The 22,562-nt window shown below is 44.1% G+C and carries 25 protein-coding genes; 1 reads left to right on the plus strand and 24 read right to left on the minus strand.

The features are described from left to right. Window positions 1–152: 152 nt before the first annotated feature. The gene (locus HF966_RS06135) at window positions 153–1,019 is read left to right on the plus strand and encodes a LysR family transcriptional regulator (protein WP_168677144.1); all 867 of its coding nucleotides are present in this window, start codon (window positions 153–155) and stop codon (window positions 1,017–1,019) included. 29 nt (window positions 1,020–1,048) lie between these two features. Here HF966_RS06135 and HF966_RS06140 read toward each other — a convergent pair whose 3' ends face one another. The 24 genes from HF966_RS06140 to ribH all read right to left on the minus strand — a co-directional run bounded on the left by HF966_RS06140 (window position 1,049) and on the right by ribH (window position 22,557). Then, window positions 1,049–2,254: an aminotransferase-like domain-containing protein gene (locus tag HF966_RS06140; protein WP_168677146.1), complete on the minus strand. Its 1,206-nt coding sequence runs from the start codon at window positions 2,252–2,254 to the stop codon at window positions 1,049–1,051. 97 nt (window positions 2,255–2,351) lie between these two features. Beyond that, complete coding sequence (locus HF966_RS06145) at window positions 2,352–3,563, minus strand: MFS transporter (RefSeq protein WP_168677148.1); 1,212 nt, start codon at window positions 3,561–3,563, stop codon at window positions 2,352–2,354. A gap of 26 nt (window positions 3,564–3,589) precedes the next feature. Further along, window positions 3,590–4,363, minus strand: coding sequence for an amino acid ABC transporter ATP-binding protein (locus HF966_RS06150; protein ID WP_168677150.1), 774 nt, complete (start codon window positions 4,361–4,363; stop codon window positions 3,590–3,592). Between the two features lie 10 nt (window positions 4,364–4,373). Further along, entirely contained in the window at window positions 4,374–5,345 is a 972-nt protein-coding gene (locus tag HF966_RS06155) for an NAD(P)-dependent oxidoreductase (RefSeq protein WP_168677152.1), read from the minus strand. Window positions 5,346–5,358: 13 nt separating this feature from the next. Further along, window positions 5,359–6,594, minus strand: a complete 1,236-nt coding sequence (locus tag HF966_RS06160) for an aminotransferase-like domain-containing protein (RefSeq protein ID WP_168677154.1) — start codon at window positions 6,592–6,594, stop codon at window positions 5,359–5,361. 26 nt (window positions 6,595–6,620) lie between these two features. Then, entirely contained in the window at window positions 6,621–7,364 is a 744-nt protein-coding gene (locus HF966_RS06165; RefSeq protein ID WP_168677156.1) for an amino acid ABC transporter ATP-binding protein, read from the minus strand. Beyond that, on the minus strand, window positions 7,361–8,074 hold the full coding sequence (locus tag HF966_RS06170) for an amino acid ABC transporter permease (protein ID WP_247594548.1): 714 nt from the start codon (window positions 8,072–8,074) through the stop codon (window positions 7,361–7,363). The genes HF966_RS06165 and HF966_RS06170 overlap by 4 nt, the downstream gene beginning before the upstream one ends. Window positions 8,075–8,083: 9 nt before the next feature. Further along, entirely contained in the window at window positions 8,084–8,911 is an 828-nt protein-coding gene (locus HF966_RS06175) for a transporter substrate-binding domain-containing protein (RefSeq protein ID WP_168677312.1), read from the minus strand. Between the two features lie 43 nt (window positions 8,912–8,954). Beyond that, a complete protein-coding gene (locus HF966_RS06180; protein WP_168677158.1) occupies window positions 8,955–9,701 on the minus strand; it encodes an amino acid ABC transporter permease in 747 nt (248 codons plus the stop codon). 261 nt (window positions 9,702–9,962) lie between these two features. Beyond that, window positions 9,963–10,637 (minus strand): ABC transporter ATP-binding protein, encoded by a 675-nt coding sequence (locus tag HF966_RS06185; RefSeq protein ID WP_168677160.1) that lies wholly within the window; start codon window positions 10,635–10,637, stop codon window positions 9,963–9,965. Window positions 10,638–10,641: 4 nt separating this feature from the next. Next, on the minus strand, window positions 10,642–11,718 hold the full coding sequence (locus HF966_RS06190; RefSeq protein WP_246586678.1) for an ABC transporter permease: 1,077 nt from the start codon (window positions 11,716–11,718) through the stop codon (window positions 10,642–10,644). Next, a complete protein-coding gene (locus tag HF966_RS06195; RefSeq protein WP_168677162.1) occupies window positions 11,688–12,230 on the minus strand; it encodes a TetR family transcriptional regulator in 543 nt (180 codons plus the stop codon). Before HF966_RS06195 ends, HF966_RS06190 begins: the two co-directional genes overlap by 31 nt. Window positions 12,231–12,331: 101 nt before the next feature. Next, window positions 12,332–12,685 (minus strand): VOC family protein, encoded by a 354-nt coding sequence (locus tag HF966_RS06200; RefSeq protein WP_168677164.1) that lies wholly within the window; start codon window positions 12,683–12,685, stop codon window positions 12,332–12,334. A 95-nt stretch (window positions 12,686–12,780) separates the two neighbouring features. Beyond that, window positions 12,781–13,440: a phosphatase PAP2 family protein gene (locus tag HF966_RS06205; RefSeq protein WP_168677165.1), complete on the minus strand. Its 660-nt coding sequence runs from the start codon at window positions 13,438–13,440 to the stop codon at window positions 12,781–12,783. 53 nt (window positions 13,441–13,493) lie between these two features. After that, a complete protein-coding gene (locus tag HF966_RS06210; RefSeq protein ID WP_168677167.1) occupies window positions 13,494–14,264 on the minus strand; it encodes a COG4705 family protein in 771 nt (256 codons plus the stop codon). 104 nt (window positions 14,265–14,368) lie between these two features. Beyond that, entirely contained in the window at window positions 14,369–15,688 is a 1,320-nt protein-coding gene (locus HF966_RS06215; RefSeq protein WP_168677168.1) for a sensor histidine kinase, read from the minus strand. Between the two features lie 4 nt (window positions 15,689–15,692). Next, complete coding sequence (locus HF966_RS06220) at window positions 15,693–16,367, minus strand: response regulator transcription factor (RefSeq protein ID WP_168677170.1); 675 nt, start codon at window positions 16,365–16,367, stop codon at window positions 15,693–15,695. An 88-nt stretch (window positions 16,368–16,455) separates the two neighbouring features. Continuing rightward, complete coding sequence (gene msrB, locus HF966_RS06225) at window positions 16,456–16,890, minus strand: peptide-methionine (R)-S-oxide reductase MsrB (protein ID WP_168677172.1); 435 nt, start codon at window positions 16,888–16,890, stop codon at window positions 16,456–16,458. Between the two features lie 124 nt (window positions 16,891–17,014). Continuing rightward, window positions 17,015–18,847, minus strand: coding sequence for an aminodeoxychorismate synthase component I (gene pabB / locus HF966_RS06230; RefSeq protein WP_168677174.1), 1,833 nt, complete (start codon window positions 18,845–18,847; stop codon window positions 17,015–17,017). Window positions 18,848–18,878: 31 nt separating this feature from the next. Continuing rightward, window positions 18,879–19,478, minus strand: coding sequence for an anthranilate synthase component II (locus tag HF966_RS06235; RefSeq protein ID WP_168677176.1), 600 nt, complete (start codon window positions 19,476–19,478; stop codon window positions 18,879–18,881). A 36-nt stretch (window positions 19,479–19,514) separates the two neighbouring features. Then, window positions 19,515–20,204, minus strand: a complete 690-nt coding sequence (locus HF966_RS06240; RefSeq protein ID WP_168677178.1) for an NADPH-dependent F420 reductase — start codon at window positions 20,202–20,204, stop codon at window positions 19,515–19,517. 2 nt (window positions 20,205–20,206) lie between these two features. Then, a complete protein-coding gene (locus tag HF966_RS06245; protein ID WP_168677179.1) occupies window positions 20,207–21,247 on the minus strand; it encodes an LLM class flavin-dependent oxidoreductase in 1,041 nt (346 codons plus the stop codon). Between the two features lie 254 nt (window positions 21,248–21,501). Continuing rightward, window positions 21,502–21,930, minus strand: a complete 429-nt coding sequence (locus HF966_RS06250; RefSeq protein WP_168677181.1) for a DUF3021 domain-containing protein — start codon at window positions 21,928–21,930, stop codon at window positions 21,502–21,504. A 153-nt stretch (window positions 21,931–22,083) separates the two neighbouring features. Continuing rightward, window positions 22,084–22,557, minus strand: a complete 474-nt coding sequence (ribH, locus tag HF966_RS06255) for a 6,7-dimethyl-8-ribityllumazine synthase (RefSeq protein WP_168677182.1) — start codon at window positions 22,555–22,557, stop codon at window positions 22,084–22,086. Window positions 22,558–22,562 lie beyond the last annotated feature (5 nt).

Raw genomic sequence — 22,562 nt, forward strand, 5'->3', positions numbered from 1 at the left:
ATTATAACATGATCTTGTGCGTGATCATGGAAAAGTTAAGACATTGGCAAATGATTTTGACAACTTGGTTTTGAATTCGCTACACAAGCGTTAATTATGGTACGATATGATCACTAAGACTAACAGATCATGCTAAATGAGGAAGTACCACTGTGAATACCTTTGTATATGAAACCATTGTGTCAATTGTCGAGGAAAAGTCCTTTCAAAAAGCCTCAGAAAAGCTCAATATTACGGCTAGTGCCGTCAGCCATGCCATCAATCAAGTCGAAAAAAAATACGGCTTTCCGATTTTTATCCGAAATCGCTCGGAGGTAACCTTGACTGATAACGGTGTCAAACTCTATCCTGTCTTTCGCAAAATCCTTGCAGAAGAAAAAGAATTGGAAAAAACCGTTCAAGCCATTCAAGGACTCGAATCTGGCATCATTAAAATTGGCGCCTTTAGTAGTGTCTGCATTAATTGGTTACCTGATATTCTCAGAAATTATTCAAAAAAATTCCCTCATATTGAAATCGCCCTCACACAAGGCAATTTTTCTGAAATCAGTCAACGGGTTGAATACGAGGATTTGGATCTTGGCTTCACACTTTTGCCAGTCTCAGATAATGTCAAAGTGACTGAACTGCTCAAAGACGAAATTAAATGTGTTGCACCAGCCGATTTTACACCACGCAATGGGCAAACAATTACCAAACAAGATCTGCAGGGCTTTCAGTTCATGTTGCAAAAAGCCGATTATGACCGAGACACCAAGAAAACTCTGGATTTTTACGATGTGCAACCCAACACCATCAATTTTTCAATTGATGACCAATCGATTGTTTCCATGGTTGAGGCTGGTCTTGGTTTCGGTATTCTGCCAGACCTTGCCTTGAAGAAATTAAGCGGTGATGTGCGGATTTTTCCGTTCGACGAACCCTTTTATCGCACAATTTCACTTGTTCAAAGTAAAAGTGAAAGTTTATCGCCCGCTGCACGCGCTTTAGTCAGTGAAGTTGAAGCCTATCTCAATTAAAAACCAACACAAGTCCTTGTGTTGGTTTTTTACTGTATGGCTGCGCACTGACGCTGTAAAATCTCTCCTAAGCGCGCCACGCCGGTATGAATTTGTTCAGTGGTTACACCGGTAAAATTCAATCGGAAATGATTTTTTACCTGGCGTGAGGCATATTGCATTTCTGATGGAACATAGACAACCTGACCTTCAGTTAACACAGGTCCTGCCAATAATGCTGTGGCGTCCATTGTATCCGGTAAAGTGACCCAAATGAAGAAGCCCCCTTCAGGTTGGGTAAAGGTCACTTCAGCAGGCATGTCAGCAGCCAACCTATCTAACATGAGCCAACATTTTTCACGGTAATTTTCAATAATTGTTGCAATATGATCGGCCATGCGATGTTGTGACAAGAAATAATCAATCGCCATTAAGCTCAAATGAGATGGCTGCACATCAAGGGCAGATTTAATCGTTAAAAATAAGGCCGTTAATTCAGGATTAGCCACCAACCAGCCGGTTCGCAAGGCAGGCGATAAGATTTTGGAAAAGCTCGATACCAAGATGACACGCCCATGGGTATCCAAAGCGGCTAAGGATGGGAGTGGCGTACCCGAATATCGCAAATAACGGTATGGGCTGTCTTCAATAACATAGAAATCATATTTCTCAGCCAATGCCAATAGTTGTTGGCGCTTTGCCAAGCTCATCGTGACCCCGGTCGGATTTTGAAAATCAGGAATCGTATAGACAAATTTTGTTTCTGGGAATTGCTGTAAGGTGGCTTCGAGTTGCACCATATCTAACCCATCTGATTCAAGTGCTACTTCATGATAGGTTGGTTCATAGCTATCAAAAGCATCCAGCGCGCCCATATAAGTCGGTGCCTCAACAATAATATGATCATACTTGTCTAAAAAAGCACGGCCGACAATGTCAATCGCCTGTTGCCCACCTTGGGTCATAATAATGTGTTCAGGGGATGGCTTGAAATCAAAATATTCAGCTGTCAGCGTGGCAATCTTTTGTCGTAAAGATAATGGGCCTTGAGTCGCATGGTACTGAAATATTGTCGCGCCTTCTTGTTGAATGGCTTGGTTGAATGCCTCAGCAAGTGCTGCGCTTGGGAAAATGGCATCATCAGGCAATCCCATCCCAAATGAAATATTTTCGTTGTTAGCCGCCTGTGCAAAAATTTGATCCATATTTAATTCATCCGTTTGATGATGGCGCGTTGATAAAGTTGAAATCGTCATAAGCGATAGGTCCTCGTACTTTCTTGAAGACTATCATACCTGACCGACAACATGAATGTGACGAAACTATTTCGTGTCAACATGAATTAATTTCAGTTTAACGGGCCTGTTGCAACACCTTACGATAACGCCAGATGAGATATAAAGTGGCAAGCACTAAACTGGCTGCACAACAATACAACCAAAAATAACCAAAACAACTCGCAAAAACACCCCATAAAATGGCCCCCATACCGTAGGCAACATCATTCCCTGACGAGAATATCGCTGTAGCGCGGCCGCGCTGCATCGGTAATACATGCCCTAATACCACGCCATTAAGCAGTGGCATGAGGAGTGCAAAGCCTAACCCATCTAATCCACCAGCAATCAAGAGCCCAAAAACACCTTGACTCCATGCAATCAACAGATAAGCACTCGCAATCAACACAATGCTACTGGCAATCAAGACGACAGTTTCAACGGCCTGGTATAATTGTGCAAACCATAGGCGAGCGCCGACCCCAATGATGGCTTGTACCGTAAAACTTAGACCCACTAAAGTAAGTGGTAGGTGCTTTTCATAGCCAAATTGTACTAAAAATGCTGCAACTGCCGCGTTTGCAAAGGAAGCAACGAAAATGATGAGGCTTGGTACCCACACTTCAACCTGAAATAACAAGTCCCCAAAGGGCTGATGCATCACGATGGTAGTGTTTTCTTGCACTGGTCGCTCATAACTTTCATGAACAAAAAAAGTGCAACTCAAGGCGATGAGAACCAAAGTTAAATTAAAGTAAAATAACGACTGAAAGCCCCAACGGTTAACAAAAAACAACCCGATCGCTGGACCAATCGCAGCAGGTAAAGTTTGTGAAATACTAAAGTAGCCCAACCCAACAGATAATTTTTGCGGTGGCAATTGATCAGCAACCATGGTGGCCACGGCGGTGCTTTGTGTTCCATTGCCGACGCCTTGCAGTGCCCGCAAGACCACTAATCCCACTAATGCACTATAAAAAATCAACAACGAAAAATCAGCAGCGAGAATAAATAGCCCAATTAACACCAATTGTTTGCGACCAAAACGATCAATTATTTTACCCACAGGAATTCTGGCCACCAGAGCAGACAGCCCCCAAATGCCCACCACTAACCCAGCAATCGTAGCGTGTCCACCGAGTTGCGTCACATAGAGTGGCAAAGTTCCCATTTGCGTCGTAACAGCAGTCATCACCAAAAAATTAATCACCATGAGTAACATAAAATCACGTTGAAAAAGACGCTGGGTTGGTCCAACATCTTTGTCCTCCACAGCGTCTTTTGTCATTGGTGCCACGCGCGCATTGTGCCACCTCATAGCGTAACCACTGCCGATTCACTAAAATCTTGCCCGCTCAGGCGAGCCAAGAACTTCTGTGTACGGATGTCTTGTGGTTGATTAAATAATGCTGCTGGCGTGCCTGATTCAACGACGACTCCCCCCTCCATATAAAGAACACGGTCAGCCACTTCATAGGCAAACTGCATTTCATGCGTCACCACAATCATAGTATGTCCAGCTTGCGCCAGTTTTTTCATAGCGGCTAACACTTCCCCGACCAATTCCGGATCTAACGCACTCGTTGGTTCGTCAAAGAGCAATAATTCCGGCTGCATGGCCATAGCACGGGCAATGCCAGCCCGTTGCTGCTGACCACCCGATAATTGGGCTGGGTAATAACTGACGCGATCCGCTAATCCCACCTCAGATAACGTGAGCAGACCAAGTTTCATTGCGGCATCGCGTGGCATCTTTTTAACACGGACCAACCCTTCAATCACGTTTTGTAAGACAGTCATATTGGGGAACAAGGCATGCCCTTGAAAGACCATGGCGGTTTTTAAAATGAGGTCGCGTGTGTTTTTAGGGTCATGCACGGCAAAGTCTTTGGTCACATGATCAATAGTAATCTGACCACAATCTGCTTTTTCAAGTGTGTTCAAACACCTTAAAAAAGTTGTCTTGCCAGAACCAGAAGGTCCCAAAATAACAATCACTTCACCTTTTTCGATCGTTAAGTTAATGCCCTTTAAAATTTCTTTACCATAAAATGACTTATGCACATCTTGAATTTCAACAAAGCTCATGATTGACCTCCTAATTTAACACAATATTTGCCGACGTCCCACTTTTAACCGTTTCACGCGCATTTTCTAGTGCCGTGAAGACAATGTCGCGTACCGCCGCCGACGTATGATAGGCAATGTGTGGCGTCAATAACACACGGCCAAATGCGTGTAATGTTTGATAATACGGATTCATTTCAAATCCTTGTGTGTCCTCATTTTCCAATGCATCAAGAACAACGCCTTGAAACTTCCCGGCAGTCAAATGCGTAATCAATGCTGACGTATCCACAATGCCGCCGCGGGCTGTATTGATGAGCATGGCGTGATCTGGCATTTTTGCCAATGTGGCATAATCGAACTGATGAAAGGTAAGATCAGTTAAAGGCACATGAATGCTAAGCACGTCACTCTCGTGTAGTAACGTCTCAAAATCCACTTGCGCGATGCCCAGTGCCGTTAATGCCGGTTTTGGAGTTCGCGCATTAAAAATCACACGTGCGCCCATAAAATGCAAAGTACGCGCCACTAAACTACCCAGACGCCCCGCGCCGTATAGGCCAACAGTCACGTCAGTAAGCTCGGTACCAATACCTTGTTTCAAAGGCACGGTTATTTTTGAATCGAGATATTGCGGTAAATGACGTAGCAACATCAGGATACTCATAATTGTAAAATGTGCCACAGACTCAGGTGAATAATTTGGCACATTCGTGACGGTGAGCTGATACTGCTTAGCATAAGTTAAGTTGATATTATCGTAGCCCGTTGACTTGATTGAAAGACATTGCACACCGTTACGCGCTAATTGCTGATACAGGCGCGCATCCGTTTGAAACTGTTGGCCCGGATAAAAAACGATGGCGTCAAATGTTGCCGTCATTTTCATCGTTTCGATCCTTAGCGAGTCACTGGTTGTCTGCACAAAAATATGATGATTCGCCGACCATTCTGCAATCAAATCGGCCTCGGCAGCTGACACATTAAAAAATAATATTTTCATGCTAGTAACCACCTCAAACGCTGATACCTTGTGGCTTTTTTGCTGCAGCCGCGGCCGCAGCAATTCGCGCCACACCCTGGGCAATCGTTTCAGGGGTTGGCAAAGTAAAGTTTAAGCGGAAATAACGTTCGTAGCCTTGTCCCGCGGCACTCATCACATTACCAGGAATGACACCCACGTGGCGTTTATCCAGCTCATCGTAAAAAACTGCGGCATCGATATCATCATTAAGTTTGACCGATACGAAATAACCACCATCTGGCACAACAAAAGTCAAATTGCCACCACCATCACGTTGTAAAGCAGTCACCATGGCATCTAACTTGACTTTATATAGCTGCTTGAGATAGGCAATATGGGCGTTAAATTCATCATCTTCAATGAGTTGACTGGCTAAGTACTGCCAATATAAATTCGCAAATGAATCCGCAACTTGCTTCACCAACACGAGCTTTTGGAACACGCGTTCCGGCGCAAGGAGAAAGCCCAAACGAGAACCCGGTGCTAAAATTTTTGAAAATGACCCCGCGTAGATGACATGTCCAGTCGTGTCAAAGGCCTTAATCTTGGGCTGCTCAGGTGTCTCAGTATAAAGGAGATCCCCATAAGGATCATCTTCATAAACCATGACATCATGATCGCGACAAATGGCATAAATACGCTGACGATCTGCCGAAGACATCGACGTGCCGATTGGATTTTGGAACGTCGGGATTAAGTACAGCAGTTTAATTTGATGTGCTGTGTCAGCAGCCAGTGTTTCTAACAAAACATCTGGATTAATGCTTTGCCGTTCTAAATCAAATGGCAAGCCTTGTACTTGCCCACCATATGATTTGACCGCGTTGACTGCGCCAACAAAAGTGTGTTCTTCAGTCAGGACAATGTCGCCTTCGTTAACAAATATCTTAAAGACCAAATCCATACCTTGGGTTGAGCCAGAGGTAATTAAGACATCATTTGTGATCACATCTAATCCTTGGTATTGGGATAACCGCGCCTTAATCTGCGCACGTAACTTTGGTATGCCCTCACTTTCACCATATTGCATAAATTCAAAAGCATGGTCACGATAGATACGTTCAGAAATTTTGGCCAATTTTGCCACTGGAAAAGCCTCATTACTTGGATAACCATAAGTCAACTTGATATAATCATCAGCAATTTGACTTTCCTTTGCTTGTTCACGCAGCGTGTTGGGCTGTAATGCAGCCACCCGAGTTGCAAATTGATAGTGCTGTTCTGACATATTTGGCTCCTTTAATCTGTAGTGCACTAGGCATAGCGCACTTTAAAACGACTTAGAAATGCTTTCGTGCGGGCTTCCTTTGGGGATTCGAAAATTTGCTGTGGTGTGCCTTGTTCCACAATGGCACCATCTGCCATAAAAATAACCCGATCACTCACTTCATAGGCAAACTGCATTTCGTGCGTCACAACAATCATAGCAACGCCCGCCTGCTTCACAGCTTTCATCACTTTGAGTACTTCACCAACCAATTCGGGATCCAGCGCTGCAGTAGGTTCATCAAACAATAAGACCGTCGGGTGAACCGCTAAAGCGCGCGCAATCCCAATACGTTGCTGCTGACCACCGGATAACTGGGCGGGATAATAATCACCAAATGCGCCTAAACCAATGGTTTGCAAGAGCTGCGTGGCGCGATCATACGCCTCGGTTGGGCTCACTTTATGCACCAACACCATAGGTTCCATAATATTTTGACGCGCTGTTTTATTTAAGAACAGCGCATAGTTTTGAAAGACCATCCCCATACGTCGTCGGAGCGCCATTACCTCTTGTGAGGTCGCCTGATTAAAATTAACCCAATCCTGGTCAATCTTAATTGCCCCAGAATCCGCATGTTCAAGAAAATTCAAACACCGTAAAAACGTTGTCTTACCCGAACCAGACGGCCCCAAAATGGTGACTACTTCGCCTGGCTGGAGGGCTAAATCAACGCCTTTGAGGACTTCATTATCGTTGAAACGTTTGTGTAGTGCCTTCACTTCAATCATGATATCGCCCTTTCCATCTTCTTGGCCAACTGTAACTCAACCCAATGGGCCCCGCGTTCAATTAAAATGGTCATTGCCCAATAAATGATCGCTGCTGCAATATAAGCTTCAAAATACTTATAGTTCGAACTTGCTGCTTGCGTGGCTGCTGAAAAAATTTCTACGACAGAGACCAACGAAGCAATCGCCGTGCCTTTGATTAAGTTAATCAACATATTGACAATCATCGGAAAAGCCACCGGAAACGCTTGTGGCACTAATACCCGGCGAATCGTTTGGCCCGTTGTCATTCCTAATGAGCGTGCCGCATCAAATTGAACCAGTTTCACTGACTCAAATGCCCCACGAAATGCCTCACTCAATCCAACCATCGCCATCAATGAGAGACCTATGATTGCTAGTAAACTCATTGGTAAGTCACCATATTGAAGATGCAAGCCTAGCATTTTGGCCACGTTGTTGAAATTCTGCGAGGTGATTAAAAAAATCACCAAGAACACCAAAACCAACGGCACGCCTTTTAAAACCGTAATCATTACCGTCATCACTTGAGATAAGCCCGGCACCTGATAAAATCGTGCCAATGCGACCAACAACCCTAAAGCCCCACCAATTATCAAGCTGACAACCGCCATGTAGAGGGTGACTGGGACATAGGGAATAATTTTTAACACCACTTGTAAAATAAAACCAAAATCAAATGTCATCATTTGCCTCCATTAGTTTTCGGGCACGTAATCACCCTTAAGCCATTCTTCACTGAGCTTCTTCAAAGTGCCATCTGCCTTCAGTTCACCCATCGCCTTGTTGACAGCCGCAATTAACTTTGGATCGGCGTCCTTATTAAACATTGGATATGCATTCGAATGATTAATGGATTTGCCGGCAATCAACTGTGTGCCAAACTGGCGATTTAACAGATCAATGGAATACTTTGGTGCTGGATAAACATTAAACTGGCCTGATTTAAAGCCTTGTGCAATTTGTTCTGTTGTATAAGTTCCCCGCACAACTGAGAACGCGTCGGGATGATCCTTTAAGTAAGCATCAGTTAATGTTGCTTGGTTGGTGGCATTTGTCACGTAAACTTTCTTACCCTTAGCATCAGCAAATGAATCTAACTTTCCAGTTGCAGTTTGCGTTGCTAGTAATGTATCCCAAACTGTGTAACCGACACTACCGAACTTAAAATCTTGCTTACGTTCAGCGTTTTGTTCAATCTGATACATCGCCATTGTCGTTTTCCCACTCTTTAAATTCGTAATCAACGTGGGGAAGTCAGACAAAGTTAATTTAAATTGATACTGTGGCAATTTTTTATCAATGGCTTGGATCAATGCAATATCCATGCCGGCTGGCTTGCCATTCTTATCCAAATAAGCAAATGGCTGGCCATCATTGCCGGAACCAACATTAATTGTTTGCACCTTACTATCAGACTGGGCTGATTTGCCATTGCCATGTAACAACATGACAGCTGCCGCTGCCACCACCACAACACCTAAACCAATAAATAAGCCTTTTTTTGAACCTGACTTTTCTTGCATCATTGTTTCCTCTAATCTCTCAATATTTTTCTACTGCCCACGGTTAAACCGTCTCTGGTTTTTCAATTACTGGTATCACGGGATTCGTTGCCATAATTGGCATTGGCCGTGATGCATAATTACTACGTTTCTCGACCCAGCGGAAGGTGCGTTCTAAGATAAAGCTCAAAATCACAAAGATAATCATCGCGCTGATGTAAGCTTCGACGGTATGAAATGTTGCCGTCCCCAAGGCTTTGGCCTTGCCAACCACATCTAACACCCCAATAGTAAAGGCCAAAGAAGTATCCTGAAGTAATGAAATGACCATTGTGGCAAAACTTGGCATGGCAATGATGATGGCTTGGGGAAAAATAATTTTAAAATACATTTGCTGTTTGGTGTAGCCAGCGGTCATAGCGGCTTCTTTTTGAGTTTTTGGCACACTCGCTAAGGCCGCACGGATAATTTCGGATAAAAAAGCAGCCATGTTCAACCCATATGTGATAAATAGATAAATTAATGGGTTGACGCTATCCGCATTGATACCGATGTAACTTAAGAACATGGGTAAGCCATAATACACCAAAAACATTTGAATCAAAATGGGCGTCCCACGTACAAATGATGTAAAGACAACCGCAATTTGTTTGAAAATTGGGGTGTTTTCCATGCGGACATAAGCAATACCGGCACCAACAATCACACCAATGATTGTGGACACCAGCGTCAGAAGTAACGTTGTCGGTAAAGCCGACAATACATCTGGTAGAAATTCCCAGATGAGGTGTGGTTGGAAATAATTAGTCATAAAACGCCTCCTGCAACATCAACGATGTCAACCTCTTCTCCGGCAATTTAATGTATTCCTTGATTTATAAAGCGATCAACCGGTTAAATGCTTTTAAAATTAGAGACATTAAATATGGATTAAAAACATCATACCTTTTCACAACACTATAAACAAGTATTTTGTTATTTTTGTTAACATTGCACAATAACACCTTGTGCAGTCTGCTATGCGCAGCATTTTCGTAAAAAAAACGCCAACTTTATGTTGACGTTATCTGGCTTATTTTTCCTGATGAATGTGGCCATCTTCAATGGTGTAAATATGGTCGGCAAATTGCTTTAACCGTAAATCATGTGTCACAATAACCACTGACTTTTTGTTGGCAACAGCGATTTGTTGAAAAAGCGCCCCAACTTTTTGCACACGCGCACTATCCAATGCAGCCGTTGGCTCATCGGCCAAAATGAAGTCTGGATTCGTGTATAGCGCGCGAGCAATTGCGACACGTTGGGCCTGCCCACCTGATAGTTCACTTGGGTATTTGTCGCCCAACGATTCAATCCCTAAAATGGTTAAATACCGCTGAAACGACGACGCATTCAAATTACCAGTCTTTTTCACATGATCAACGAGATCAAATTGCTGCTGGACTGTTAAAAACGGTACCAAGCTGTGTGATTGGAGGACAAAGCCTACCTGATTCAGCCGAAATGCATCGGCATCCTGCCGATTATCCATCATAATGGGCTGATCATTGACCTGCACCGTGCCCTGAGTTGGTGATTGTAAGCCGCCAATAATGGTTAATAAAGTACTCTTGCCAGATCCTGAAGGACCAAGTATTAACGTTAACTCCCCTTGCTTGGCTTCAAAACTGATATCATCTAAAGCCACTACACGATTGCTATCTTGACCATAAATTTTTGACACGTGGTCTAATTTTAATGCATGCATCCTGTTACCCTCCAATACCTTGCTTAGGTTCGATTTTAACAATTAAACGAATCGGGATAAACGCAGCAAGTAAGCCAGCAACAATCAACCCAAGGCCAACAGCAAGGATAAGCTGAAAGTTGAAATACATCGGTACGACGCTGGGGATGGCCAGACTGCTCAATAGACAAGCCAATAAGCCGATGACCACTGCCGATGTCATGATCATTGCCGTTTCACTCAACGTATTGAAAACCAAATAGCGACTTGGAATGCCTTGCGTGCGTAGCACCGCAAGATTTGGCAGCTTTTGCATCGTTAGAATGTATAAAAAGATCGCAACAACGACAATTGAGATGACCACCAAAAAACCAATCATTAATTCAAACGTCATATTTTGTGCGGCATAGCCTGGCATCTTGTTAAACAAGGCACCGCGGGTATAAACTTTTGTCCCAGCGACGTGAGTAAGTGGTTCATCAGAAATAACACCACTGGCATAAAACGCCGAAGTGACCCCTTTAATTGCTGGCCAATGATGCAAATCCCCATAAACGACTGGCGACATATTGTATGCCGCATTTTTGACAAAACCAACCACGGTGAGTTTTTGCGGCAATAGGCCAATTGTGATCTGATCCCCGAGTCTTAAACCACTTTGACGTAATTTTTCAGAGACGACCACCTCTTGACTTGATTTTGGCAGGCGACCCGCTGCCAGTGAGACGCGCTTGCCATAGCGACTATCAGGTAAAAAACCGATAAAAGTTGTCGCAACCCGTTGGCGTTTAAATTTTAAAATAGTCTGTGCCACGCCGATCGGGGCACTATGCGGTTGATGGTCAATTAATTGGGTGACTTTATCTTGGGGCAATAATGATTGGGCAAGGTTACCGTTCGCATCATTGCTCATTGCCACATGGCGCACTTGCCATGATGTCACCGCTGACGTGTTTTCATTGGATAATCCTAATGCTAACGCACTGAGAATAAAAATTAAAAAACTAATTAGCGCAATGACGGCAATGACGAGGCCATAGCGTAATTTTTCTTTTCGCATTTCTCGAATTGCTAAGAACATGTGGCTTCCCTTTCTTGCCATTTGGCTAATGTCGTTAATGTGGCCATGATCTCTGCTTGGGCTTCAGGATGTAGGAAGAAATCAGCAACCAGGCGATGAACAGACTGCTTGATTAACCAGGCCTGAATTGCCGAATCTGTTGCATCAGAACGCAGATGCCGCAATTGCTTGGCATGGTCTTCTGGAATGCGTTGCGCAATGATGGCAGCGTTGACGGTAAAATGATGTTTCAAAAAATTGTAGTCCGATCGGGTTGTGGCATGTTGCAAGAAAGCCTTGGTTTGTGCGATTTGCTCATCTTCACTTTTCAGTTGGGTATGAATATCTGTAAAAATAAGTTGCGCCGCCCATTGATACGCATCATAGATATCATCAAAATAGGTATAAAATGCCCCGCGGGAGATACCCGCTTGTTTCACGATATTGGCAACCTTTGCATCTAACAAAGGATGGTTGGAAAACTCCAAAAATAAGGCTTGTTTTAAATTTTCCTGCTTGGCCGCGCTTAAATTGGTCAGTGTTGCTTTGATCATCAGTGACTCCTTTCAAAAATGACACAATGTCACTATAGTGACATTGTGTCATTTTTATAAAAAAAAGTCAATAAAAAAATACCTTACGGTATTTTAATCGGCTATTTTGGATTTTTCGCAATCACGTAATAGTTGCCTTCTGGATCAGCAAAGTTAAAGGTGTCATTCATCTTTTCTCGTCCTTCACCAAGCTTCTCATAGAGCGCGTCGAATTTGTCTGTATAAAACATCAAAGACGGCACTGGGCCAAGCACTTCTGGCGAGTATTTGGCGATAAATGCTTTGGGAAACAGGCCCAACGACAATTCTGGTGTCACAGTCAAATTCACGTTTGTATAGTTATCTGGCAAGCTGATGGTTTCGACAACTTGCGCCCCGAGATTAGATACAAAAAAGTCACGAATCACTTGGACATCTTCAACGTACAACATCACGCGCGTTTGATTCACTAACATGGTTTCTCCTTCACTTATAAAACGCATCTTTTCCAATATCAATCAACTTGTCTTATTTTAACATAACCTCAACTTGCTTGGTCCAAGCGTCGATGTTAGTCATTCGCTTGGTTGGGTAAGATTTTCACTAAAAACGCATTAGCCTGCACCCGAAGCATCGTTTGATGAAAAGCGTACGCCATCGTCCCCCACCAGAACAAACCAAGAAAAACACCGGCAATCGTATCTGTTGGGAAGTGATCACGTAGGTAAACCCGTGATAAGGCCACCAAAAAGATCCAAATCACCGCCAAGCTGCGTGCCGCGATCACACCTTGGGCGCCTTTTTTAAGCAATGACAAGAGTAAAAAGACAAGCATCACAGCCGACAAAGTATGAATACTTGGAAAAGAAAAACCAGTATCAGGGACTAATTGATGGGTTGGGCGGGCACGCGCAGTGATTGTTTTGATGACTTCAGCAATCACATCCCCACCAATCACAGTCGTCAGTACCCAAATACTTTCAAATCTCTTGTGTTGACGCCAATAAACCACCGCCAAAATGGCCATCATCAACAGTACGCCACCAGGATTACCAACCAACGTGATGACTTTCATTAACGCCGTCATCAGGCCATTTTGCATGTGACTGACGATACCTTGAATCAGGCGATCTAAGCTATTGAAAGGTTGCATCATCACATAAACCGTCATCCCAAGTAAACCGATCAAACCAGTTGCCGCAACACCACGACGTGCAAGTACAGGATTCATATTATTCCTCTTTCATTTTTAACATTCTAAGTCCGCGATCCCCATCGCGTGACTTAATCTTCAGTGACTAGTGTCCCCAATTGATTGGCCACCAATTTTTCTTGAATCAACAAGTAGGCAAAAAGACCAATAAAGCCGACGAGCCAAATCGCACTCATACCAGCACTACCCAAAATACCATGATGCCAATCATACCCAAAATAATCAGCAAAACTTGCTCCGATTGGCCGAGTTAAGACATACGCCGACCAAAAAGTGAAGGTATCAAAACGCCCACCCGCAAAACGACGAAAAGCGATAATGGCCAAAAATACCAAGCCAAGATAGACGCCAGTATCCAAAAAACCTAAGTGCACTGTTTCCGCTAACAAATCACCAACTGCCGTCCCCAAAGTAAATGTCAATGTTACGGTTAACCAATAAAACATTTCTCGGCGATTCGTTGTAATCGTGTGAACCGATAAATTATGTGCGTGTCGATACCAAAGTACCAATGTCACCACTAACGCCGAACCATAAATGATAAACGCCATCACATAGGATAAGCCAATACCGTGTGTGGCATCAGCGATGAAGGTGCCAAACACCGCTAAGCTTAACAAGGTAAGCCAATAAGTCCACACCCGATATTTTGGTTGCTTAAATTGCAAGAAAAGAAAGACGCCAAAGCTGAGTAAGCCAATGGCCAAGTCAGCAACTGGCCCCAGCGATTGATTAAAGAAATCAGACCAAGATTCTCCCAAGCCAGTTGTGATGAGTTTTGTCGCCCAAAATGCCAAACCAATCGCTGGCACTTTTGTGGCTAAATATGTCCGTTCTGTCATCAAATAAAAAACCTGCTTTCATAAACTAAGACTAGTTTATGGCAGATTTTAAAATGGCGCGATGGGTTTTGTCTGAAAGAAAACTGACGATTTGTCAGATTGATTTATCGGCAATCTAATCGCACAATCGTGCCCGTTGGGTGATGATCTAATAACGTAATCTGAACATGCTGGCGATCGGCTAGCTGTTTAGCCAAAGCTAACCCTAAACCACTGCCACTGATATCTGAATGTGATTTATCCCCACGATAAAATTGTTCAAAAATATGCGGCTTGTCATGATCAGCTATACCTGAACCTTGATCAATCATTTGTATCTGTTTTGGTCCACATAACACCGTGATGACGGTCGATTCTGGACTATATTTGGCGGCATTATCAAGGATAATTCGAATTAACTGACTGAATTCGTCCACATTAACGGTCACCGAAAAATCCTCAAACTGGCGCTCTACCACGCGTTGGGTGTCGATCTCAAAAGCGTGAATAACACGCTCTAAAATCGGCACAACTTGAACAGTCTCTTGATTCATCACAGGCTGATTAGCGGTTTTAGACAGCGCTAATAAAGTCGCCACCAAATTTTGCATACGCCGTGATTCTTGGTCTAGGTTGGCGATGGCCGTTGGAATAATTTCTGGATGGTCAGTCCCACGACGTTTAATTAAATCAATATTACCGCGAAAACCGGCCAGCGGGGTCTTGAGCTCGTGAGAGGCGTTACTGATAAACGCACGTTCTTTGGCAAGTTGCGTTTGCAATTGCTTGAGCCAGCTTTGCAAATAACGATTTAAAGTCTCAATTTCCTCCGCCCCTTCAATGTTTGGCAATACCAAATCCTGTGTCCCAGAATAATCCAATGTTTTAACTGCTTGGGTGAGGGTTAATAAAGGGGCATTTAAATCCTTAGCAAGTTGGCGAATAACAAAAATCGTGAGAATGAAAATCACGGTTAAAGTCACTAATAACGCCGTGCTGACGGTTTCCACCATCGCAATGACTTCATATAACCCAATGTAAATTTGATAAGTCATCTTGCCAAGATGGCCGGTTTGATAATAGTAGAAGTAACGCTCGCGTGCTTTATAAAAATGATCCAACCATAAGTGACGGTCTGCGATGCGTTTTAAAAATGTCGCACTGCCGGTTGAATAATAGGTTTCATGTTGCGATTTAATCACGACAAAAGTATCACGCGTATCGATGGTACTGTTGCGCCGCCACGTCTCCCAATCAAAATCAGAATCAATATCTGCACCACGTAAACTGGTCACGATACGTTGCGCATCGGCCGTTCGTGATTGTATCAGTTGATAACTCACCGTGCTAATGACCACCAACGTGGTTGCCACGTAGAGCAAGGCAAAAAGTTTGACATAGGCACGTGTCATCTGTGCAACAGCTGTATTCTTCCGTCGCCACATGGTGTTAATCCGCCTTTCGCAAGACATAACCGACACCTCGTGCCGTTTGAATAAGTGATGGCTGGTGCACATCAATCTTTTGACGCAGATGCCGAACATTCACATCTACAGTGTTATATTGGCCAGCAAAATCAATGCCCCACACGTGATCCAAAATCTCGTCACGAGAAACCACCTGATCCTGATGCTGCATTAAAAATGTTAATAAATCAAACTCACGCTGGGTCAAAGCAATGTTTTTTCCCCCACGCTGTACCCGATGTGTGGTGGTATTTAGCGTGAGATCCTCGAGCTGATAACTTGTTGGGGCGGGTGCTTGTTGTCGCCGCAACACCACACGCAAGCGTGCTAATAACTCTTCAATCTCAAAGGGTTTGGTGAGATAATCATCAGCCCCTGTATCTAGCCCAACCACTTTATCGTCAAGCTCGCTTTTAGCAGTCATTAAAATCACGGGCAACGTCTGATTTGTCTGCCGTAAACGCCGGAGCACAGCCACGCCACTCTTTTTAGGTAACATCCAATCCAACAAGACAGCATCTACCGGAGATGAATCCAGGTAGGCTAACCCTTCTTCGCCATCAAAAGCTTGTACGACACTGTATCCTTCAAAAATTAACTCGTTTTTTAAATAATATTGTAGACTCTCTTCATCTTCAACGACTAAAATTGTTGCCATGTATCCCCCCAATGGTTCGACGCGCTTTGTCTGGCGTGCTTAAAACGAGGTCACACTGATGTGCATAACCTCGTGGTTGCATTCAAAGTTATTTATCCTCAGTCAGGTGGGTTAAATATTGGCCATAACCAGCCGCTGCCATGTCAGCTTTAGGAATAAACCGTAAGGCTGCTGAATTAATGCAATAGCGTAGCCCCCCAGTCGCTGCTGGACCATCTGGAAAAACATGGCCAAGATGAGAATCAGCTGCGCGTGATTTCACCTCGACGCGCGACATACCATAGGAGGTATCATTTTTTTCTACGATGTTATCAGCAATCGGCTGCGTAAATGATGGCCAACCACAACCTGCATCATATTTTTCTTTCGAGGTAAACAAAGGTTCACCACTCACAATATCGACATATAACCCATCGTCATAAAATGCATCATACTGCCCGGAAAACGGCCGTTCCGTGGCTGCATTTTGTGTGACTTCAAATGCTTCTGCATCTAGATTGGCTAAAATTTCAGATTTTTCCATGCTGACTCCTTTACTGGTGATCTTTCACCACTTCTAATCAAGGACAACGTAGCTGTCCAACGCGTGACTGACAATTTGTAAGTTTATTGTACCGCATTTTAATTAGAAAATACGACAAATCAACTTAAATGTCATCGAGTACGATTGGGACTAAGCCTCGCCCGGCGTTTGTCATATAAAACGCATCAAATGCCTTTAAACCAGTTAAGGGAATATCTTGCCAAACCACTTCATGGGACTTCGCAAACTGGGCGAGATACGTCCCTGGTAACGCTTGTGTTGCGGGGGTATAGTAAGTCGTGCCACGACGGGCTAAAAAGTTCCCAATCGCTAATTCAGTCACCAACCCGTTGGTGTGAAACAACACATCCTGATACCCTGCAGCTTTTGCGCGACCAACCGCTTCATGAAATGCTTTTTGAAACGTTGGCCCAGATAATTTGTACTGGGTTAACACTGATGGCGGCAGCGGTTGATCAGCTAGTTTCACACGATATGCACCGGTCAAAGGTGGCAATTGGCGTGTGGCGACAGTCAAAGCATCGCCATCCGTACTAACGCGCAAAACGCCATTTTCAACTTGGCTTGCAAATACTTGCAGTTGAGCTGTTAAATCCGCATGCTGATACTGTTTTTCTAATCTTTGCACATGCGCTGACAAGTTTAGGAGTTGCCCATTTTTCACCTGACCAGTAGTAAAAATGGGCGTTGGCACGGTGTCAATCCCAAAGACGTTCAAAAACGGTTGCGCCTTGACCAAAATTTCGTCAAATTCTGCCGCTGCATCACTTTCATAAGTCACCCCACCGCCAACACCAAGTTGATAATGATGGCCATCATAAGCCAACGTCCGAATCGCAATATTCATGTCTAAATCCATCGCCTGATTTAACCACCCCTGCATCCCCGTGTAAATGCCGCGCGGTCTTTTTTCTAATTCGGCAATCACAGCCTGTGCACTGCGTTTGGGCGTGCCAGTAATGGATCCCCCAGGAAACATGGCTGTCATAAATTCAGCAAACGTTAAGTCTGGTTTAACCTGACTTTTAATAGTGGTGACCAGCTGATGCACATGAGCAAACGTTTCAACCGCCGCAAACTTGTCTACGGTTAACGTCAATGGTTCACTTATGCGAGCCACATCGTTGCGCAGTAAATCCGTCACCATCAGCAGCTCCGCGCTGTCTTTATGGTTGTTGATGAGTTGCGCTTTTTGTTGCGCATCGGTTTGCGCATCACGCCCACGTGCGATGGTGCCTTTAATCGGCTTGGTGATGAGTTGCCGATCTTGAATAGCCACAAACCGTTCCACCGAACTGGAAATTTGGGTCATCTGCCAATCTGGGTATTGTAAAAAACTGGCAAATGGCGCAGGATTGATCGCTACCAAAGCTTGAAAGACACTAATTGGTTGGGCATCTGATAAAATATCGAATTGCTGCGTTAAATTGCCAACATAAAGATCCCCGGCTGCCATGTGTTCCTGCATTTTTTCTACGCTGGCCATATAATTTTGTCGCGTTTGATCCATAAAAATAGCGGCGGGCTGGCTCACCGCGGGCACCTTTTTTGGTACTGGCAATGGGGACGTTGGAGTGAGCCAATAGTCAGCTGTTGTGTGGCCAAATTGTGCGACATCAAGCGTTTTCGTGTCATGATCATACAAAAACAATTCATCATAGCGACTAAATCGCGCGGGATCTTCTTCATAACTGACGAAGCCTAAAATTTCTGGTTGGATTGGCCAATCTGGTAACTGCGGATCGTCTTGTGTGCGTAATGCATCAACAGCTTCTGGAAATGACTGGGCCGTAATCATCCCGTTATATCGCACGACCCCTTGTTTTTGAGTCACTGTGGCGTAGGGCAGATGACCCAAAATACTGTACCGTTCAGCCGTCCCCGACTGACTAGTATGTAAAAAAACGAGGGATTCTTCCGGGCTATAATTGGCCATGAACAAATCCCAAATATTGATGTCTGTGCGCTTAAATGTTTTCAACTTGCTGTACCTGTTTTAAGAAATTTTGGAGTATTTCACGACCGTGGGTTGTTATCCAACTTTCAGGATGAAATTGGACCCCAAAAATTGGCAATGACTGGTGATGCAATGCTTGAATCACCCCATCTTCACTACGTGCATCGACAACCAACGTTGGAGGTAAGTCAGTCACAACCAAGGAATGGTAACGGGCGACAGTGAGGTGCTGTGGCAACCCGGCAAATAGGCCTTGGTTATGGTGTGTAATGTGAGCAGTCACCCCGTGCTGTGGCCGCTCACCACGAACAACTTGCCCACCAAACACAGCAGCAATCACTTGTTGCCCCAAACAAACCCCCAGAATTGGCAACCGGCCAGCATATATCGTCACGACATCACAGCTAAATGTCGCTTCTGCCGGTGACTTTGGGCCCGGTGAAATCACCAATGCATCAAATTCAGCCTGAATGGTTGCAGGGTTTTGGCGCACAATTGCGGCCATTTGGTCATCAGGCGTCACCACGGTGACTGCAGCGCCCAATTCTTTAAAGTAAGTTACCAACAGATAGGTAAATGAATCATAGTTGTCAATTAATAAAATACGCATGGCCACCTCTTGTATTTCATTATACTAAAAAAACGCCTACAAAGCGGCGTTTTCTCGGGCTAATTGAATTTCTTGCCCACGGGGTGATTGCGCAAAACGTGCAATCATGGCTTGCAGTTCTGGTAAGGTGACATTAGCGCCAAATACTTCACTCCCAGGTTCAAGCATGATGCCATTTGCCAGCGGTCCGATAAACAAACTATCAAAACCTAAATCATTGATAAATGATCGCACAATCGTGATGTCATCGTCATCATCTCCTGCCAACGCTAGCGCTTTACGCTTTAGCGTCCCTTGAGGCACTGACTCGTCAAACAAATCATGATACCCCATATGATTAAAAGCTTTGACCACGTGACTGTTTGGCAAAAAGCGCTGGACAAGTTCACTTGACGACTGCAAGAGATTGGTTAAATCAGTGCGAATGCCATCAACTTCCCACCAATAATTCATGGCATCTAACACGAGTTTCCCATCTAAACCAGAACGGTCAATCGTTTCATATTTACTTAGCGGTAAAGCTAAAATAACTAAATCAGACTGCGCTCCTGCTTCTGCGGCCGTGACAGCTTTGGCACCAGGTGCTAAGACTTCAACTGTTAGGGCAATTTTTTCAACGGGTCCCGAACCGGCAATCAGGACCTCATATCCCGCTTTTAAGGCTAATTGCGCTAAAACAATCCCCACCTTACCCGCGCCAAAAATACCAACTGTTTGAATGGCCATCCTTAATCCTCCGCTAATAATTCACGTACCCGTGGAATCACTTCAGTGGCATATAAAGTAATCATTCGTTCACGGGCTGACGCTGGCTGTTCGCCAGCCCCATAGACCAAATCAAAGCGACCCACGCCAAGTGTTTTAATCGCTTTTGCCATGCGTTGCGCCACCACTTCTGGGGTCCCAACATACATGGAACCAGACGTGATTTCATGTTCAAAATGTTCACGGGACATTGGCGCCCAGCCACGCGTGACCCCAATCTTATCAAAGGCTAGTTTAATATTTTCCCAAGCCATTTCAACCGCCGCTTCTTGGGTATCGGCAATGAAACCGTGTGAGTGCATCCCAAGTGGGTGCGTTGGCATGCCAAATTGCTGCGCGGCGCGTTCGTATAGTTCAACGTATGGCTTAAAACGTACAGGATCACCACCAATAATGGCTAAAATAACTGGGAACCCAAAATGTGCCGCCCGAACAATCGATTCTGGTGAGCCGCCAACCCCGACCCAGGTATCTAAATGACCACTTTCAGTTTTTGGAAAGACGTTGGCTTGCTTCAAACTCTGCGTCAATTCGCCTTGCCAATCAAACGGCTTTTCTTCGAGCAACTTTGAAAACAGGGCAATCTTTTCTTCAAATAACGCATCATAGTCCCCCAGATCGTAACCAAATAACGGGAAAGATTCGGTAAAGGAACCACGCCCAAGAATGACTTGCGCACGGCCATTAGAAACAGCATCAACGGTTGAAAATCGTTCAAACACCCGTACGGGGTCATCAGAACTCAAAACCGTGACCCCTGACCCAAGTTGAATTTGGTTGGTTTGTGTGGCAATTGCTGCTAGGACAGTCTCAGGACTTGAAATGGCAAATTCATCTCGGTGATGTTCGCCTAATGTGATGATATCGACGCCTAATTCATCTGCTAGCACTGCTTCTTTGACCACTTGACGCAATGCTTGCGCATACGTCATTAACTCCCCATCACTATTTTTAGGTAAGTCTCCAAATGTATCTAATCCTAAAACAACTTTTTCTGGCGCCATATTTTGCTCCTTGTTTTCACTTATTTTTTATAAGTAAATTTTATGTAAAAACACGTCGTTTGTCAATGAATTTGTTTTAAAACAAAAAGCAAGCTATAAATCGCTCGCTTGAAAATATGATGACTAGCGCTAGATTAAGTACGTAGACCCCAAACAGCCAAGTGACACTTTTTGCCCTGCCTGTTCCGTTAATGGCAATTAAGGGATCACATGAATGGTAAATTTTATAGTTAAAAAATTTCCTGAAATTAAGACTACGCTGTTAGTTTATTTAGCTCCGCTGTTAATTTTTTAGCTTCTGTCATTGAAACATACCAGATTATGCAGCATACAAGAACAAAAATACCAGTGTAGAAAATGAACCAACTTAATGTATTTGGAAACCAACCAGCACATAGTGCTAATAACGTATAACCACAATAAGTGGCGATAAAGTGATAAATTGTTTGTTTGGTAATGCTCAATTTTTCTAATAAGAATATATAGTGAGAGAAGAAAAATACGACACCCATTGCGCCCCAAATCATTATCGCCACCGTCAATGCATCTAACGGCGTCTCAAACTCTGCAACAAATGAAGGGCTAGAAACTAAGCTTTCAAAATAGGGGGCCTTTTGCGGTGTGCTGACAATAATTTTTGGTGCTTGGTTATTCTCATCCACTTGTAATATCACTTCCATCATGCGTCTCCAATCTTTCTAAGCTACATTGATTGTACCCCCTATCTTAAGACTATTCTGCAATCTATACCTATGTGGTATATACGGCGATATATTTGGTCGCATGAGGTGACACCACACAAAAACGCGACTTGCCTAGCAAATCGCGTTTGGCTATTAACCGATGGTTGCAATCTCATCATAAAGGCTTAATACCTCTAATAAGCTCATCGTGACTTCCATCCCCTTGTTCCCCGCTTTGGCGCCCGCACGGTGTTGCGCTTGTTCTAGCGTATCCGTCGTCACAACACCAAAAACAATCGGTATATCTGTGGTTAGACTCACATTAGCCACCCCATTGGCAGCAGCATTGATGACAAGATCATAATGTGCGGTGTCTCCTTTGATGACGGCACCTAACGTCACGATGCCATCAAAGGCTTGCGTTGCCGCAAGCTTCTTGGCAACCATTGGGATTTCAAACGCACCGGGGACCCAAAATACACTGATATTTTCGGGTTGTACACCGTGCATCGTAAGTGTGCTTTGTGCACCTTTGAGGAGTTGCTCGGTGATGATTTCATTAAACCGGCTGACCACGATGGCAATCCGGCGCCCTTGATGTTGTACTAAATTACCTGAATAAATCATAGTTT

The sequence above is a fragment of the Leuconostoc holzapfelii genome, assembly GCF_012396485.1.
Classification (GTDB): domain Bacteria; phylum Bacillota; class Bacilli; order Lactobacillales; family Lactobacillaceae; genus Leuconostoc; species Leuconostoc holzapfelii.

What these genes read in the sequence shown, in the direction of transcription:
- HF966_RS06245 (WP_168677179.1), bottom strand. Translation starts at nt 21,247, where the DNA reads ATGGCGCCAGAAAAAGTTGTTTTAGGATTAGATACATTTGGAGACTTA.
- HF966_RS06190 (WP_246586678.1), bottom strand. Translation starts at nt 11,718, where the DNA reads ATGGCAAGAAAGGGAAGCCACATGTTCTTAGCAATTCGAGAAATGCGA.
- HF966_RS06175 (WP_168677312.1), bottom strand. Translation starts at nt 8,911, where the DNA reads ATGCAAGAAAAGTCAGGTTCAAAAAAAGGCTTATTTATTGGTTTAGGT.
- HF966_RS06205 (WP_168677165.1), bottom strand. Translation starts at nt 13,440, where the DNA reads ATGAATCCTGTACTTGCACGTCGTGGTGTTGCGGCAACTGGTTTGATC.
- HF966_RS06195 (WP_168677162.1), bottom strand. Translation starts at nt 12,230, where the DNA reads ATGATCAAAGCAACACTGACCAATTTAAGCGCGGCCAAGCAGGAAAAT.
- pabB (WP_168677174.1), bottom strand. Translation starts at nt 18,847, where the DNA reads ATGGCCAATTATAGCCCGGAAGAATCCCTCGTTTTTTTACATACTAGT.
- HF966_RS06140 (WP_168677146.1), bottom strand. Translation starts at nt 2,254, where the DNA reads ATGACGATTTCAACTTTATCAACGCGCCATCATCAAACGGATGAATTA.
- HF966_RS06185 (WP_168677160.1), bottom strand. Translation starts at nt 10,637, where the DNA reads ATGCATGCATTAAAATTAGACCACGTGTCAAAAATTTATGGTCAAGAT.
- HF966_RS06200 (WP_168677164.1), bottom strand. Translation starts at nt 12,685, where the DNA reads ATGTTAGTGAATCAAACGCGCGTGATGTTGTACGTTGAAGATGTCCAA.
- HF966_RS06180 (WP_168677158.1), bottom strand. Translation starts at nt 9,701, where the DNA reads ATGACTAATTATTTCCAACCACACCTCATCTGGGAATTTCTACCAGAT.
- HF966_RS06155 (WP_168677152.1), bottom strand. Translation starts at nt 5,345, where the DNA reads ATGAAAATATTATTTTTTAATGTGTCAGCTGCCGAGGCCGATTTGATT.
- HF966_RS06215 (WP_168677168.1), bottom strand. Translation starts at nt 15,688, where the DNA reads ATGTGGCGACGGAAGAATACAGCTGTTGCACAGATGACACGTGCCTAT.
- HF966_RS06160 (WP_168677154.1), bottom strand. Translation starts at nt 6,594, where the DNA reads ATGTCAGAACAGCACTATCAATTTGCAACTCGGGTGGCTGCATTACAG.
- HF966_RS06240 (WP_168677178.1), bottom strand. Translation starts at nt 20,204, where the DNA reads ATGGCCATTCAAACAGTTGGTATTTTTGGCGCGGGTAAGGTGGGGATT.
- HF966_RS06210 (WP_168677167.1), bottom strand. Translation starts at nt 14,264, where the DNA reads ATGACAGAACGGACATATTTAGCCACAAAAGTGCCAGCGATTGGTTTG.
- msrB (WP_168677172.1), bottom strand. Translation starts at nt 16,890, where the DNA reads ATGGAAAAATCTGAAATTTTAGCCAATCTAGATGCAGAAGCATTTGAA.
- HF966_RS06165 (WP_168677156.1), bottom strand. Translation starts at nt 7,364, where the DNA reads ATGATTGAAGTGAAGGCACTACACAAACGTTTCAACGATAATGAAGTC.
- HF966_RS06150 (WP_168677150.1), bottom strand. Translation starts at nt 4,363, where the DNA reads ATGAGCTTTGTTGAAATTCAAGATGTGCATAAGTCATTTTATGGTAAA.
- HF966_RS06250 (WP_168677181.1), bottom strand. Translation starts at nt 21,930, where the DNA reads ATGATGGAAGTGATATTACAAGTGGATGAGAATAACCAAGCACCAAAA.
- HF966_RS06235 (WP_168677176.1), bottom strand. Translation starts at nt 19,478, where the DNA reads ATGCGTATTTTATTAATTGACAACTATGATTCATTTACCTATCTGTTG.
- ribH (WP_168677182.1), bottom strand. Translation starts at nt 22,557, where the DNA reads ATGATTTATTCAGGTAATTTAGTACAACATCAAGGGCGCCGGATTGCC.
- HF966_RS06170 (WP_247594548.1), bottom strand. Translation starts at nt 8,074, where the DNA reads ATGATGACATTTGATTTTGGTTTTATTTTACAAGTGGTGTTAAAAATT.
- HF966_RS06145 (WP_168677148.1), bottom strand. Translation starts at nt 3,563, where the DNA reads ATGACAAAAGACGCTGTGGAGGACAAAGATGTTGGACCAACCCAGCGT.
- HF966_RS06220 (WP_168677170.1), bottom strand. Translation starts at nt 16,367, where the DNA reads ATGGCAACAATTTTAGTCGTTGAAGATGAAGAGAGTCTACAATATTAT.